The organism is Ensifer sp. R-19, assembly GCF_049905105.1.
Classification (GTDB): Bacteria; Pseudomonadota; Alphaproteobacteria; order Rhizobiales; family Rhizobiaceae; genus Ensifer.
The window spans coordinates 3,950,653-3,965,052 of the sequence record NZ_CP184569.1 but is presented as its reverse complement, the minus strand read 5'-3'; the positions used below and the strand labels follow the sequence as shown (position 1 = coordinate 3,965,052).

At 62.6% G+C, this 14,400-nt stretch carries 16 protein-coding genes; 12 read left to right on the top strand and 4 right to left on the bottom strand.

The window, feature by feature from the left end; all coding sequences use genetic code 11:
• Positions 1–5: 5 nt before the first annotated feature.
• From ACN9MO_RS19155 to rsmI, 3 genes are all read right to left on the bottom strand, one after another.
• The gene (locus tag ACN9MO_RS19155; protein WP_057247931.1) at positions 6–1,304 is read right to left on the bottom strand and encodes an extracellular solute-binding protein; all 1,299 of its coding nucleotides are present in this window, start codon (positions 1,302–1,304) and stop codon (positions 6–8) included.
• 161 nt (positions 1,305–1,465) lie between these two features.
• Positions 1,466–1,834: a YraN family protein gene (locus ACN9MO_RS19150; RefSeq protein WP_113132005.1), complete on the bottom strand. Its 369-nt coding sequence runs from the start codon at positions 1,832–1,834 to the stop codon at positions 1,466–1,468.
• Complete coding sequence (rsmI, locus tag ACN9MO_RS19145) at positions 1,824–2,753, bottom strand: 16S rRNA (cytidine(1402)-2'-O)-methyltransferase (protein ID WP_110877859.1); 930 nt, start codon at positions 2,751–2,753, stop codon at positions 1,824–1,826. The genes ACN9MO_RS19150 and rsmI overlap by 11 nt, the downstream gene beginning before the upstream one ends.
• Before the next feature lie 252 nt (positions 2,754–3,005).
• Between rsmI and dnaN the strand changes: the two genes are divergently transcribed.
• The 7 genes from dnaN to ACN9MO_RS19110 all read left to right on the top strand — a co-directional run bounded on the left by dnaN (position 3,006) and on the right by ACN9MO_RS19110 (position 8,159).
• Positions 3,006–4,124 carry a DNA polymerase III subunit beta gene (gene dnaN / locus ACN9MO_RS19140; protein WP_113132004.1) on the top strand — a complete coding sequence of 373 codons (1,119 nt, stop codon included), beginning with the start codon at positions 3,006–3,008 and terminating at the stop codon, positions 4,122–4,124.
• Positions 4,125–4,360: 236 nt separating this feature from the next.
• The gene (gene pmtA, locus ACN9MO_RS19135; protein ID WP_082615696.1) at positions 4,361–4,963 is read left to right on the top strand and encodes a phospholipid N-methyltransferase PmtA; all 603 of its coding nucleotides are present in this window, start codon (positions 4,361–4,363) and stop codon (positions 4,961–4,963) included.
• A gap of 4 nt (positions 4,964–4,967) precedes the next feature.
• Positions 4,968–5,555, top strand: coding sequence for a histidine phosphatase family protein (locus ACN9MO_RS19130; RefSeq protein ID WP_113132003.1), 588 nt, complete (start codon positions 4,968–4,970; stop codon positions 5,553–5,555).
• Between the two features lie 3 nt (positions 5,556–5,558).
• Entirely contained in the window at positions 5,559–6,263 is a 705-nt protein-coding gene (pyrF, locus tag ACN9MO_RS19125; protein ID WP_113132002.1) for an orotidine-5'-phosphate decarboxylase, read from the top strand.
• Positions 6,264–6,368: 105 nt separating this feature from the next.
• Entirely contained in the window at positions 6,369–6,656 is a 288-nt protein-coding gene (locus ACN9MO_RS19120) for a DUF1330 domain-containing protein (RefSeq protein ID WP_057247925.1), read from the top strand.
• Between the two features lie 121 nt (positions 6,657–6,777).
• Positions 6,778–7,758, top strand: coding sequence for a complex I NDUFA9 subunit family protein (locus ACN9MO_RS19115; RefSeq protein WP_113132001.1), 981 nt, complete (start codon positions 6,778–6,780; stop codon positions 7,756–7,758).
• 239 nt (positions 7,759–7,997) lie between these two features.
• Positions 7,998–8,159, top strand: coding sequence for a hypothetical protein (locus ACN9MO_RS19110; RefSeq protein WP_113132000.1), 162 nt, complete (start codon positions 7,998–8,000; stop codon positions 8,157–8,159).
• A 238-nt stretch (positions 8,160–8,397) separates the two neighbouring features.
• On the opposite strand, the gene ACN9MO_RS19105 is transcribed toward ACN9MO_RS19110, so the two are convergent.
• Entirely contained in the window at positions 8,398–9,204 is an 807-nt protein-coding gene (locus ACN9MO_RS19105; protein WP_113131999.1) for an undecaprenyl-diphosphate phosphatase, read from the bottom strand.
• A gap of 162 nt (positions 9,205–9,366) precedes the next feature.
• Between ACN9MO_RS19105 and ACN9MO_RS19100 the strand changes: the two genes are divergently transcribed.
• The 5 genes from ACN9MO_RS19100 (at position 9,367) to ACN9MO_RS19080 (ending at position 14,365) form a co-directional block, all read left to right on the top strand.
• Complete coding sequence (locus tag ACN9MO_RS19100) at positions 9,367–10,059, top strand: glutathione S-transferase family protein (protein WP_057247922.1); 693 nt, start codon at positions 9,367–9,369, stop codon at positions 10,057–10,059.
• A complete protein-coding gene (gene queG, locus ACN9MO_RS19095; RefSeq protein WP_057247921.1) occupies positions 10,040–11,242 on the top strand; it encodes a tRNA epoxyqueuosine(34) reductase QueG in 1,203 nt (400 codons plus the stop codon). The genes ACN9MO_RS19100 and queG overlap by 20 nt, the downstream gene beginning before the upstream one ends.
• Positions 11,230–12,105: an SDR family oxidoreductase gene (locus tag ACN9MO_RS19090; protein WP_057247920.1), complete on the top strand. Its 876-nt coding sequence runs from the start codon at positions 11,230–11,232 to the stop codon at positions 12,103–12,105. The genes queG and ACN9MO_RS19090 overlap by 13 nt, the downstream gene beginning before the upstream one ends.
• A 459-nt stretch (positions 12,106–12,564) precedes the next feature.
• The gene (locus tag ACN9MO_RS19085) at positions 12,565–12,939 is read left to right on the top strand and encodes a septal ring lytic transglycosylase RlpA family protein (RefSeq protein WP_057247919.1); all 375 of its coding nucleotides are present in this window, start codon (positions 12,565–12,567) and stop codon (positions 12,937–12,939) included.
• A 136-nt stretch (positions 12,940–13,075) separates the two neighbouring features.
• The gene (locus ACN9MO_RS19080) at positions 13,076–14,365 is read left to right on the top strand and encodes an RsmB/NOP family class I SAM-dependent RNA methyltransferase (RefSeq protein ID WP_057247918.1); all 1,290 of its coding nucleotides are present in this window, start codon (positions 13,076–13,078) and stop codon (positions 14,363–14,365) included.
• The last annotated feature ends 35 nt before the right edge of the window (positions 14,366–14,400 follow it).

Genomic DNA, 14,400 nt, shown 5'->3' with positions numbered 1-14,400 from the left:
GGAGATCAGCCGGCCGTCTTGGCGAAGCGAGCGAGCAGCTCGTTGCCTTCCTTTTCGATCGTGTCGAAAGCGTCCTTGACGGTCGTTTCGCCCGAGAAGATGCGGCCGTATTCGCGTTCCATGATTTCGCGGATCTGCGGGTAGAAGCCGAGGCGGTAGCCCTTCGACCAGTCACCGGCCGGCAGCAGCAGCTGCTTGATGCCGACTTCAGCAACCGGCTTTTCCTTGTAGTAGCCGTCCTTCTGGGCGAGCTCGTAGGCTGCCTTGGTGATGGCAACGTAACCGGTGGCCTTGTGGTAGAAGTACTGGATTTCCGGCGAGGTCAGGAACTGGAAGAAGTCGGCAACGCAGTTGTTCTCTTCATCCGACTTGCCGGACATGGCAAACAGTGCCGCGCCGCCGATGAAAGAATTGGTGCCGGCACCCTTGATCGAGCCCCAATAGGGCAGGAAGGTTGCCGAGAACGGCATCTGCGCCGTCTTCTGCAGGCCGCCGAAGGAGCCCGACGAACCGATCCAGAACGCAGCCTTGCCTTCTTCGAAGACCTTCTGGTTGTCGTTCCAGCCGGCGCCGTAGAAAGCGAAGTAGCCTTCGTCCTTCCAGGCCTTGAGCTTGTCGAACATCATGATGAGGTTCGGGTCGGTGACCTTCAGCTGCGTGTCGACGACGGCGTCATAGCCGTTGTTGTTGGTGGCGAACTGGATGTTGTTGCGGGAGAAGAAGTTCTCCGTGAACTGCCAGGTGAGCTGCGACTGGACGAGCGGGATGTAGCCGGCTTCCTTCAGCTTCGGGGCAACCGCTTCAAACTCTTCCCAGGTCTTCGGCGCTTCGACGCCGGCCTTCTTCAGGGCCTCGTCGTTGATGTACATGATCGGCGCGGAGGAATTGAACGGCATGCCGACGAACTTGCCCTCGCTGTCGGCGTAAAAGTAGCGCACGCCGTCAATGAAGGCGTTGCGGTCGAAGTTGTGGCCAGCCTTGATGATCAGGTCTTCGGCCGGAATGACCGCGCCCTTGGCGTTGATGATCGTAGCAGCGCCAGCGTCAAAGACCTGCAGGATGTTCGGCTGTTCGCCCGAGCGGAAAGCGGCAATGCCGGAAGCGAGCGCTTCCTCGTAGGTGCCCTTGGAAACCGGGGTCAGTGCGCAGGCGCTCTGGGCTTCGTTGAACTTCTTGGAAACTTCATTGATGACTTCGCCGTTGCGGCCGGCCATGCCGTGCCACCAGGTGATATTGGTCGCGGCAAATGATGACGTCGCGGAAAAAGCGAAGCTAAGGGCTGCGAATGAAAACTTCTTGAACATGACTTAGTCCCTCTCCACCGGGTTGCGGATGGCTTGGACTAGTGACGTTCAATGACAGGCCCGTAACGCTTTTATGTCGGAACGATTACAAATTCGCGATTTTGTTCCAAGACGGGATGCGGGCGGAACAACGCAATCATTTTCCCTCATCCCGCGCCGGTTCAGAAGGCATCCGGTAGATGCCGCGGCCAGCCCCAAGGGGTCACCGTGACGATGTCGTAGCGCACGGAAAGCCTGTTGAAGTCCGGTTGCCTGGCCAGCCAGAGATCGCTCGCAGCGCGAATGCGTTTTTGCGCCGTGGCCGTCACCGCGAATACGCCGTCCTCGGCCGAGCGGCGCGCCTTGACCTCGACGCAGGCAATGAGATCGCCGCGCCGGGCGATGATGTCGATCTCGCCGAGCTTGGTGCGATGGCGCATGGCGACGATGCGGTAGCCCTTCAGCAGCAGGCAGAGCGCCGCGCGGTATTCGGCGAGTTGCCCCCGCCTCAGCGCTTTCAGCTTCCGCCGGTCGCTGCCGTCAGCCGTCATGGCGCTCCTTCAGCTGCAGCAGCCGGTCATAGAGCTCCTTGCGCGGCACGCCCGTCTGGCGGGCGGCTTCGGTCGCCGCCTTGCCGGCCGGCATGTCGGCGACAAGGCTCAGCAGCAGGGCGTCGACATCGGCCGCTTCCGGCTCGGGTGCGGCATCCGGCGGCCCGATGACGAGCACGATCTCGCCTTTGACGGCGCCAGCTTCTCCATAATGGGCGGCAAGCTCGCCGAGCGTGCCGCGGCGGAACTCCTCGAAGGTCTTGGTGAGCTCGCGGCAGACGGCAGCCCGCCTACCCTCGCCCAGCACTTCGGCTGCGGCCGCCACTGTCGCAGCAATCCGGTGCGGCGATTCAAAGAACATGATTGTCGCCGGCACGGCCGCGAATTCCCTGAGGCGATCGCGTTTCGCCTTGTCCTTGGTCGGCAGGAAACCGGCAAAGAGGAAGGCATCGTTCGGCAGGCCGGAGCCGACGAGCGCTGCAAGCGGCGCCGAGGCGCCCGGGATCGGCACGACGCGATGACCGGCTTCGATCGCAAGCTGCCCCAGCCGGTAGCCCGGGTCGGAAACCAGCGGCGTTCCGGCGTCGGAGACGAGCGCCACCGATCGCCCTTCGGCGAGTGCTGCAAGCAGCCGGGGGCCGGCTTCGTCGGCATTGTGCTCGTGATAGGCGTAGGGCCGGTTCACGATGCCATAGCGGTCGAGCAGCACGCGCGTAACCCTCGTGTCCTCGCAGGCGAGCACATCGGCGCCGGCAAGCGTTTCCAGTGCGCGCAGCGTAATGTCGCCGAGATTGCCGATCGGGGTCGCCACCAGATAGAGCGCCGCATCGAGGGGCCGGGCCGGAACGCTGACATTGTGCAGGCGATAGCTACGCTCTCTCTGCCCGCCCGATGCTTCCGATGTCTTCTGCTTTTCCACCTGTAACGTCCTGATCGTGCTCACCGATGCGCCGGTCCGGTCTTTATGAGTGAGCCGGCAGGGCAGGGCAAGGGCAAGGCAATGGTCCAGCGCGCTGCATCTGGGGACAGAAGCCCTTAAACCCCTTGCGTTCCGGGCGCTGTTTCTGCCATTTTGCCGGTCCACATATTTCCGGTCGGTCGGCCGGGACACTCGCAGTTGACGCTCAGGCGGACGCCTCGTCTGCCGGGCAATGGTTGAAAGCGGCATCCCATGCGCATTACTCTCGAGCGGTCCAACCTCCTGAAATCGCTGAACCACGTGCACCGCGTGGTCGAGCGGCGAAACACGATCCCGATCCTCTCGAACGTGCTCTTGCGTTCCGACGGTGCGAGCCTCGAAATGAAGGCGACCGACCTCGACCTCGAAATCACCGAGGCGACACCGGCGCAGGTGGAACAGTCGGGCGCGACCACGGTGCCGGCGCATCTGCTGTACGACATCGTGCGCAAGCTGCCTGACGGTTCGGAAGTGTTGCTCGCCACCAATGCCGAGGGCACGGCGATGACCGTTGCCTCGGGCCGTTCGAAATTCTCGCTGCAGTGCCTGCCGCAGTCCGACTTCCCGGATCTCACCGCCGGCAGCTTCTCGCACTCCTTCCGCCTCAAGGCGACCGACCTCAAGATGTTGATCGATCGCACCCAGTTTGCGATCTCGACCGAGGAAACCCGTTACTATCTCAACGGCATTTTCGTGCACACCGTCGAGAGCAAAGGCGGACTGAAGCTGCGCGCCGTCGCCACGGACGGTCACCGCCTCGCCCGCGCCGACGTTGAAGCGCCGTCCGGCTCCGAAGGCATGCCGGGCATCATCATCCCGCGCAAGACCGTCAGCGAACTGCAGAAGCTGCTCGACAACCCGGACCTCGTCGTCACCGTCGAAGTCTCGGACGCCAAGATCCGACTGACGATGGGTTCGATCGTCATGACCTCGAAGCTGATCGACGGCACCTTCCCGGATTACCAGCGCGTGATCCCGGCCAACAACGACAAGGAACTGCGCGTCGATTGCCAGTCCTTCGCCCAGGCCGTCGACCGCGTTTCTACGATCTCGTCGGAGCGCGGCCGCGCCGTCAAGCTGGCGCTGAACGAAGGCCAGATGACGCTGACGGTCAACAATCCGGATTCAGGCAGTGCTACCGAAGAACTGCCCGTCGGCTACGACCACGACCCGCTCGAAATCGGCTTCAACGCCAAGTATCTGCTCGACATCACCTCGCAGCTGACCGGCACCGATGCGATTTTCATGCTGGCCGATCCGGGCTCGCCGACGCTCGTTCGCGATCTTGCTGCCGAGGATGCGCTTTACGTGCTGATGCCGATGCGCGTGTAACCGGGCCTGACGCGGCGCGAAATACCAACCCGTCACGCCCGCTCGTGACGGGTTTTTTGTTGATCGATCCATCCGGCGGCTGTTGATAAGGCGACGCTTTCAGGCGCAGACAGACTTGTTTTTGCCGCAGATGGGGACACATTATGATTGCCGCCGCCCGGATCGGCTCGAATCAGCGAGCCGGGATCACAGCGGGCGGCCCGTATGAGGAGAGGACGACGGTTTTGAGGGGTTCAATGAATTTGCGCGTGAAGGTGAAGGAACGGCTCGGACGGAAGTTCGATGAGGAAATTCGCTTTTTCAAGGGATGGATGAGCAATGCCAAGGCTGTCGGCGCAATCCTGCCGACCTCTTCCATAACCGCGCGCCGAATGGCGAGCGTCATCAATCCCGCTTCGGGCCTGCCGGTTCTTGAGCTGGGCCCGGGCACGGGTGTCATCACAAAGGCAATTCTGGAGCGCGGCCTGCCCGCATCGAGCCTGGTCTCGGTCGAATATTCCACCGACTTCTATAACCAGCTCAGGGCCAACTTCGCCGGCGTCAATTTCGTCAATGGCGATGCTTTCGATCTGGAACATACGCTCGGCGAGCTGAAGGGTCAGACCTTTGACAGCGTCGTCTCGGCGGTGCCGCTCTTGAACTTCCCGATGCATCGGCGCGTCGAACTGATCGACGATCTGCTCTCGCGCATTCCGGCCGGCCGGCCGGTCGTGCAGATTTCGTACGGACCTTTGTCGCCGGTCGTCGCCATGCCGGACCGCTACAGCATCCAGCATCTCGACTTCGTCGTGCGCAACATCCCGCCGGCACAGCTTTGGGTCTATCGTCGGGCGCACTGACGGAATGTTCGGCGTCTACGTCACCCATCCGCAGGTCCAGATCGACCCGGACGTGCCCGTCCCGCAATGGGGACTTTCCGCTGTTGGCCGCGATCGTGCGGCCCTGACGGCGGCATTGCCGTGGGTGCGTTCGCTCGGGAGGATCGTCTCGAGCGACGAAACCAAGGCGATCGAGACGGCCCAGCTGCTTGCCGATGCCGCCGGCCTGACGGTCGAAATTCACCACGACATGGGCGAGAACGATCGCTCCGCCACCGGTTTCCTGCCGCCGCCGGAATTCGAGACGGCGGCCGACTGGTTCTTCGCCCATCCGGCGGAAAGCTTTAAGGGCTGGGAGCGCGCGATCGACGCCCAGACGCGGATCTCGGACGCAGTGTTCCGTGTCCTCGATGGGCACGACCCCAGGATCCCAATCGCCTTCGTCGGCCATGGCGGCGTCGGCACCCTTTTGAAGTGCCGGCTGCTCGGCGCGCCGATTGCCCGCAGTTCCGACCAGAAGGGCGGTGGCGGCGGCAACGTCTTCGCTTTCCGCCTTGCGGATCGCGCCGTCGCATGCGACTGGACCCCGATGGAAAACTGGCAGGGGATCTAGACGATGACCGAAACCGCGCGCGACAGATTGATCGTAGGCCTCGACCTTCCGACGATCGCCGATGCCGAGAGGATCGTGTCGACGCTCGGGAACGACGTCTCCTTCTACAAGATCGGCTATCAGCTGGTCTTTGCCGGCGGGCTCGAATTCGCGCGCGACCTTGCCGCCAGCGGCAAGAACGTCTTCCTCGACATGAAGCTGCTCGATATCGACAACACGGTTGCCAAGGGTGTCGAGAACATCGTCAAGATGGGCATGTCGATGTTGACCCTGCACGCCTATCCGAAGGCGATGAAGGCGGCCGTCGAAGCCGCTAGAGGGTCCGATCTCTGCCTGCTCGGCGTCACCGTGCTCACCTCGATGGACGAGCAGGACGTGATCGATGCCGGTTACGAATACGATCCGCACACGCTGGTGCTGCGTCGGGCCGAACAGGCACGCATCGCCGGCATGGGCGGCATCGTCTGCTCGGCGGAAGAATCCGCAGCGGTCCGCAAGATCATCGGACCGAACATGGCGCTGGTGACGCCGGGTATCCGCCCTGCCGGCGCCGACAGGGGCGACCAGAAGCGGGTGATGACGCCGGCCGAAGCCTTGAAGGCCGGATCCAGCCACCTCGTCGTCGCGCGCCCAATCGTCGCAGCCGCCGAGCCGCTTGCGGCCGCCCGCGCCATTCTCGCGGAAATGAACGGCGCGCTTGCCCGCTGATGCGGGCGGCGCCAGGAACCCATCGCGATCCGCTTGACCTCGATCAAAATTTGCCGGAAGTAAGTCTCCCGTCAGCCTTCAGCGGTGTAAGACGAGGAGCTCACTATGGCCAAGGGATACTGGATCGCACGGGTCGATGTCCGCGACCCCGAGCGCTACAAGGATTATGTGACGGCAGCAAAGCCGGCCTTCGAGAAATACGGCGCGAATTTTCTTGCGCGCGGCGGCGAACATCATCGCCTTGAGGGCGGCGTCCGCGCGCGCAACGTCGTCATCGAATTTCCGTCGCTGCAGGCAGCGGTCGACTGTTACAACTCGCCCGAATACCAGATTGCCGCCGCGATCCGCCAGGAAGTCGCCGACGCGGAGATGGTCGTCGTCGAAGGCGTCTGACGACCTGGCATCCCCATCTTCCGACAGACCCGACAAGCCGCGTGGATTGGCCTTCACCTCTCGCGGCTGTTGGGCTATGTAGCAATCAATTCTTTCCTCTGCGATCAGGAGTGCGTTTCCCATGACCTTGTCCAACCTTCCGCCGCTGGTGACGATTTTCGGCGGATCCGGGTTCGTCGGCCGTCATGTCGTGCGCGCACTCGCCAAGCGCGGCTACCGCATTCGCGTCGCCGTTCGCCGGCCCGACCTTGCCGGTCACCTGCAACCGCTCGGCAATGTCGGCCAGATCTCCTTCGTCCAGGCGAACCTGCGCTACCGGAAATCCGTCGATCGCGCCGTCGAAGGCTCCGACCACGTCATCAACTGCGTCGGCGTGCTGTTTGAAAAAGGCCGCAACACGTTTGACGCCGTCCAGGATTTCGGCGCGCGCGCGGTGGCGGAAGCGGCACGTAGCGTCGGCGCCACGCTGACGCACATTTCGGCGATCGGCGCGGACGCTTCCTCGCCGTCGCAATACGCCCGCAGCAAGGGCCGCGCCGAGGCGGCGATCCTGGAAACGAAGCCTGACGCGATCATCCTGCGTCCGTCGATCGTCTTCGGTCCCGAGGACGGCTTCTTCAACAAGTTCGCCGACATGGCCCGCTTCTCGCCGGTCCTGCCGCTGATCGGCGGCGGCCACACCAAGTTCCAGCCCGTCTACGTGACCGATGTCGCCGAGGCCGTGGCGCGCGCCGTCGACGGCAAGATCACCAAGGGCAAGATCTACGAACTCGGCGGCCCGGATGTCTTAAGCTTCCGCGACTGTCTCGAGATCATGCTGAACACGATCGACCGCAAGCGCACGCTCGTCTCGCTGCCCTTCGGCGTCGCATCCTTCATCGGCAGCATCGCGTCGATGGTCCCCTTCATCACGCCGCCGCTCACCCCCGACCAGGTGGTGTTGCTGAAATCCGACAATGTCGTCTCGGCAAAGGCGGTTTCCGAGGGACGTACGTTCGCCGGCATTGGCATCGATCCGACCATGTTGGAGTCGATCCTGCCGACCTATCTGGTGCGCTATCGCCCGCAGGGCCAGTACACGCGCAGCGGCCGCGGCGCCTGATCGCCGCAAAGCCCATCTTATTTTGAACGGCCGCCGGTACCCACGGGCGGCCGTTTGCTGTGGTATCCAGGCAACAGCGTTGCAGTTCTGCCGCAGTTAAGAAAGCGAATGGCATTTACCGCAAATTCAACATGTCCTGATATTGATCATGTCATATCCAGCGACTAAACACCGCCTCGCGCCCCGATCGCAAGGCATGACGGCGGGCGGCAGCAGCAATCTCGAAAGGCATAGCGTCCATGGGCAAGTCGATCGCAATCTTTTTTGCGTGTGCGGCACTGATCATTCTGGCTGGCTCATTCATCGCGCCGAACACGGTCGCGAGCAGCGGCAAGGGTTGCGCGCCGGCCTATGGCGTCGATCCGTGCACGACGGCATCGATCGATCTTTCCGGCAACTAAGGCCGGCGCCCTTTAGATCAGGCGTTTCCGGACGGAAAGCGGCTTCGCGCTTTTCCTGGAATTGCTTTGGAAGGGCATAGTTAGAGTTATTGGCGGGGGCCAGTGGCCGCGTGCGTTTCACCTTGAGACGCACGCGGCTTTGTTTTTGAGGCCTTATCCGAGTTCGAAGAAGACTGAGGTCAAAGAAAAAGGCGCGTCCAGAACGCGCCTTTTTCATTTGAGATCGTTGATCCCGAGATCAGCCGAGCAACCAGAGGCCGATCAGGCCGGCCGTGCCGACGACGATGCGCCAGATGGCGAAGGGCGTGAAACCGCGCCGCGAGACGAAATCGAGCAGCGAACGCACGACGAAGATGCCGGCGACGAACGCCGCGATGAAGCCGACGGCGATCAGGGTGAAATCGTCGAAGGAGAGTGCGTCGCGGTTCTTGTAGAGGTCGAGCGTGAAGGCGCCGAGCATGGTCGGCATCGCCAGGAAGAACGAGAACTCCGCGGCCGAGCGCTTGTCGGTCCCCATCAGCAAGGCGCCGGCGATCGTTGCGCCCGACCGCGAGGTGCCGGGGATCATCGCCAGGCACTGGAACAGGCCGATCTTCAGCGCCAGCGACGGCGGATAGTCCATGACGTCAGTGTAGCGCGGCTTCAGCGGCAGATGGTCGATCGCGTAGAGGATGAAGCCGCCGATGATCAGCACGACACAGATGAGCATCGGCGTTTCGAACAGCACCGTCTTGATGAAATCATGGGCGATGGCGCCGATGACGGCCGCCGGCAGGAAGGCGATCAGAACGGACAGGACGAAGCGGCGCGCCTTGATGCTCGTCGGCAGCGCCAGCGCGATCGACAGAAGCTTCTGGAAATAGACGAGCAGGATCGCCAGAATGGCGCCGAGCTGGATCAGGACGGCGAAGGTGTTGCCCGGCGACCTGAAGCCGAGGAAGTGGCCGGCAAGGAGGACGTGCGCCGTCGACGAAACAGGGATAAACTCCGTCAAGCCCTCGATGAGCCCGAGGACGAGCGCGCTGATGATCGATTGATCCGCCATATATGAGATTTTCCTGACAAGTTTTGGAGTGGGAGGAAAAGGCTGATTCGCTTGTGTTTGCCACCACAAATTTCTATAGCTCTATCACAGGAGCCGTGGCCAGACGCTTGCGCCGCCACGCTGACGCCCCCAGCAAAAAGACTCTGAGAAGCCAGATCATCGATGCCGACACTGTATCATCACCCCATGTCCTCCGCTTCACGGTTCGTTCGCCTTATCCTCTCGGAATATGGCTATCAGACGGAATTGTCCGAGGAACAGCCCTGGGAGAACCGGCGCGACTTCCTGGCCTTGAACCCGGCCGGGACGCTACCGGTCTATGTTGACGACAGTATGAGAGCGCTCTGTGGCGCCACGATCATCTCGGAATATCTCGACGAAACGAACGGAATCATGAAGCGGGATCGCCGGCTTCTGGCCGAGGACCCGTTCCAGCGGGCGGAAATCCGCCGCCTGGTCGAGTGGTTCCTGCACAAGATGGAAGCGGACGTGACGCGGCCGCTGGTGCGCGAGCGGATCTTCAAGCTGCAAATGACACCGGACCAGGGCGGCGGCGCGCCCGACAGCAAGGTCCTGCGCACCTCGCGCGCCAATATCCGCCAGCATATGAAGTATCTCTCCTGGCTCGCCGGTTCGCGCACCTGGCTTGCCGGCGACCGCATCTCCTATGCGGATCTCGCCGCGGCCGCGACGGTGTCCGTGCTCGACTATCTCGGCGAGATCGACTGGTCGGATGCCCCGACCGCCAAGGAGTGGTACCAGCGGCTGAAGTCCCGCCCCTCCTTCCGCCCGCTGCTTGCCGAGCGTGTGCGCGGCGTGACTCCGGTTCCGCACTATGCGGACCTCGACTTCTGAGGATGAATCCGTGCCCGGCATCGCTGCCAAGGCTGACAATGGGGATCGACGGCGGCTGAAGCTGACCGAATTCCTGAAAGCCGAGGCGGCAGACAAGGGCTTCGATCTCTGTCGCATCACCCGCCCGGACGCCATTCCCGAGGCGCCGGCTCGGCTCCAGGACTTCCTCGACGACGGCTTCCACGGCACGATGGACTGGCTGGCCGAGACTGCCGAGCGACGCTCCGATCCGCGCACGCTCTGGAGCGACGTGCGCTCGGTGGTGATGTTCGCGATGAATTACGGGCCGGAAGACGATCCGCGCGGGATTCTCGAAAAGACCGATCGCGGCGCGATCTCGGTCTATGCCCAGAACCGCGACTATCATGACATCATCAAGGGCAAGCTCAAGGAAGTCGCGACCCGCTTCGCCGCGCGCGCCGGCGAGGACGTCAAGGTCTTTGTCGACACCGCCCCGGTGATGGAGAAACCACTCTCGGAGAAGGCCGGCCTCGGCTGGCAGGGCAAGCACACCAATCTCGTCAGTCGCGAATTCGGCTCCTGGCTGTTTCTCGGCAGCCTGTTCACCACGGCGGACCTCGTCATCGACGAGCCGGAGCGCGACCATTGCGGCTCCTGCCGCGCCTGCCTCGATGCCTGCCCGACCGGCGCTTTTCCTGCGCCCTATCAGATCGACGCGCGGCGCTGCATTTCCTACCTGACCATCGAGCACAAGGGTCCAATCGACCCGGAGCTGCGCCCGTTGATGGGCAACCGCATCTATGGCTGCGACGACTGTCTCGCCGCCTGCCCCTGGAACAAGTTCGCGCAGGCAGCCTCCGAAATGAAGCTGAAGGCGCGCGAAGACCTGAAGGCGCCATCGCTGGAAGCTTTGCTCGGCCTCGACGACCCGGCCTTCCGCAGCCTGTTCTCGGGCTCGCCGGTCAAGCGCATCGGCCGCGACCGTTTCGTGCGCAACGTGCTGATCGCCGCCGGAAACTCCGGCGACCAGGCGCTCGTGCCTGCGGTCAGGGCGCGCATCGGCGATACCTCGCCCGTGGTGCGGGCGATGGCGGTCTGGGCGCTGTCACGATTGGTCGCGCCGGCGGCGCTTGCGGAATTTGCCGAACAATGCGAGCCAGAGACCGACGAAGACGTCCTCAACGAATGGCAAATGGCGGGAGTGAGCCGATGCAAGTCCTGATCCTTGGCGCCGGTTACTCCGGTATGGCAATCGCGCGGACCATGGCCCCGACCGCGACAAGCGTTGTCGGCACCACCCGCACCGAGGAGAAGGCAACGAAGCTTGAAAAGGCCGGCATCCGCCCGATCCTCTTCGACGGCGAAACGGTCTCCGGCGAACTCGCTGCTGCGCTTGGCCAGGCGACGCACCTGATCCAGTCGATCGCGCCCGGCCGCGACGGCGATCCAATGTTTCGCCCTTCCAGCCCGGATCTCGCGCAACTGGCGCCGAACCTCAAGTGGATCGGTTATCTCTCGACCGTCGGCGTCTATGGCGACCACGGCGGCGAATGGGTCACCGAGGACATGCTGCGCAAACCGGTCTCGGCCCGCTCGGTCGAGCGGGTGGAGGCGGAGGATGCCTGGATCGCCTTCGGCGCGAAGCAGAGCATTCCGGTTGCCGTGTTGAGGCTTGCCGGCATCTACGGCCCCGGACGCAACGCCTTCTGCAATCTCGCAAACGGCACGGCCCGGCGCCTGATCAAGCCTGGGCAGGTGTTCAACCGCATCCGGGTCGAAGATATCGGCGCGGCCACCCTGTTCCTCGCCAACAACGGCACGAGCGGCGTCTTCAACATCACCGACAACGAGCCGGCGCCACCACAGGACGTGGTGCTTGAGGCCGCGCGGCTGATGGGCGTCGAACCGCCGCCGGAAATTCCCTTCGAGCAGGCGGAGCTGTCACCGATGGCCCGCTCCTTCTATGGCGAGAACAAGCGGGTATCGAACGCCCGCATGCGCGCCACCGGTTTCGAGTTCGCGTATCCGGATTATCGCGTTTCGCTTGCGCAGCTCTGGCAATCCGGCACATGGCGCAACGCCTGAAACGCAACTCGGCGCTCAATCAATAACATAACCCGAAATGCTTATAGAAAGCCGATAGTCAGTCCATCAGTAATGGCGGCGGCAGCGCCGCCAGAATTGTGACTTTCTCTGGATATTCATTCGATACTTGACGAATTGAATACAACCTGCGCGCTAGTAACGAGTTTTCGACCATCCGGATTCCGGAAATTTCGTCCAATTCGAAATTTTTAATGAAATTTTTCGTTTACCACTGAGTTGCGCCTGCGTGCGGAAGGCTGTGAGCGTTCAACCGCTGATTCCAAAGAACTTCCTGGCTCCATTTAAACTATTTCAAACAATCTTCGTTTTTGAATTTTCGTCATTTTTTAATAAATCCTAATAGATCGTAAATGGTTGAAGCACGTTTTCGCCATTTTTCGCCCCAATTAGCGGTTCCCAGAAGATTTTATTCAACCATTTGACCGAGGGGATCGCCAGTTGACGCCAGCGAAGATCAAGGCTGCTGCCGCTGCAGCGCTGTTCACGACCGCTATCGGTCTCGTTTCCGTTTCCGATAGCCATGCAGCCGGCGCCGGCTGCGGCGGCGCGTCCTGGTACGCGCTGAGCTCCAAGACCGCCTCCGGCGAGCGCATGAATGCCGCCCGCCTGACCGCCGCCCACCGCAGCCTGAAGTTCGGAACCAAGGTTCAGGTCACCAACAAGCGCAACGGCAAGAGCGTGATCGTTCGGATCAACGACCGCGGGCCATTCATTCGTGGCCGCGTGATCGACCTTTCCAAGGCTGCAGCCTCGCAGATCGGCATGATCCGCTCCGGCCACGCCAGCATCTGTTATCGCGTCATCAATTCCTGATTTTTGAAATACTGCCATCCGACGGATCGTCGGGTGGGTTTACTTGAGAAAGACCGTTCTCGGCGGTTAATCTTCTCCGCCGTCTTGCTCTTCGATGCCATCGCCGTTACCACGGCGAAAAAGGAGTTGATCGAAGATGCGTTTGGGCGGCAGGCTCGCTGGAGCCATTGAGGTTCTTGAGGATATCGAAAAGCGGAAGCGCCCGGTCGCCGACGCGCTCAAGGATTGGGGCCTCTCCCATCGCTTCGCCGGATCCGGCGATCGCTCGGCGATCGGCAACATCGTCTACGACGCCCTTCGCATGAAACTCTCGCACGCCTTCCTGATGGACAGCGACAGCGCGTCGGCGCTCGGCCATGCCGTGATGTACCGGCAATGGGGCTTCACCCCGGAAGCGCTCGCTGCCGAACTCGACGGCGACAAATTTGCGCCTGAGATGCCGTCAGCCGAGATGGCGCAAGCCTTCGCCACGCGCCGCCTCGAAGACGCCGCAGCCCACATCCAGGGCGACATTCCCGAATGGGTCCAGGCCTCCTTCGAGGAAAACTTCTCCGACGACTGGCTCGATGAAGCGAAGGCCCTCGCCGGCCGGCCGACGCTCGACCTGCGCGCCAACACGCTGAAGGCCTCGCGCGCCAAGGTGCTGAAAGCGCTGGAGCGAAGCGGCGCCGAACCGGCGACGATCGCCCGCAACGGCATTCGCATTCCGGCCGGCGAAGGCGCCTCGCGCCTGCCGAACGTGACGGCGGAACTCTCCTTTCAGAAGGGCTGGTTCGAAGTCCAGGACGAGGGCTCGCAGATCGTCGCCGACCTCGCCTTTCCGCAGGAAGGCGAACAGGTGCTCGACTATTGCGCCGGCGGTGGCGGCAAGACGCTCGCCATGTCGGCGGCGATGAACAACAAGGGCCAGGTGCACGCCTACGACACCGACCGCAAACGTCTCGCGCCGATCATCGAGCGGCTAAAGCGCGCGGGCACCCGCAATGTTCAGGTGCACGAATCCACCGACAGCCTCGCGCCGCTTGCCGGCCGCTTCGATCGCGTGCTGGTCGATGCGCCCTGCACCGGCACCGGCACCTGGCGTCGGCGGCCGGACACGAAGTGGCGGCTCAACCAGAAGAATCTTGAAGAGCGCATCTCCCAGCAGGAGGAAGCGCTGGCGAGCGCTGCCCAGTTCGTCCGCCCGGGCGGCCACCTCATCTATGTCACCTGCTCGGTACTGCCTGAGGAAAACGAGGCCCAGGTCTACGGCTTCTGCGAAGACAATCCGGAATTCGAGATCCTGTCGGCAGCCGATATCTGGGCGACGCTCTTCGGCACCGACAAGCCGCAACCCTGGTCGGCCGACATGAAGACGGTGACGCTGACGCCCGCCTCGACCGGCACGGACGGCTTCTTCTTCTGCCTGATGCAACGCAAGGGCTGACGCCTTTTGACAATGGTCAGAACACGCGCATGAGA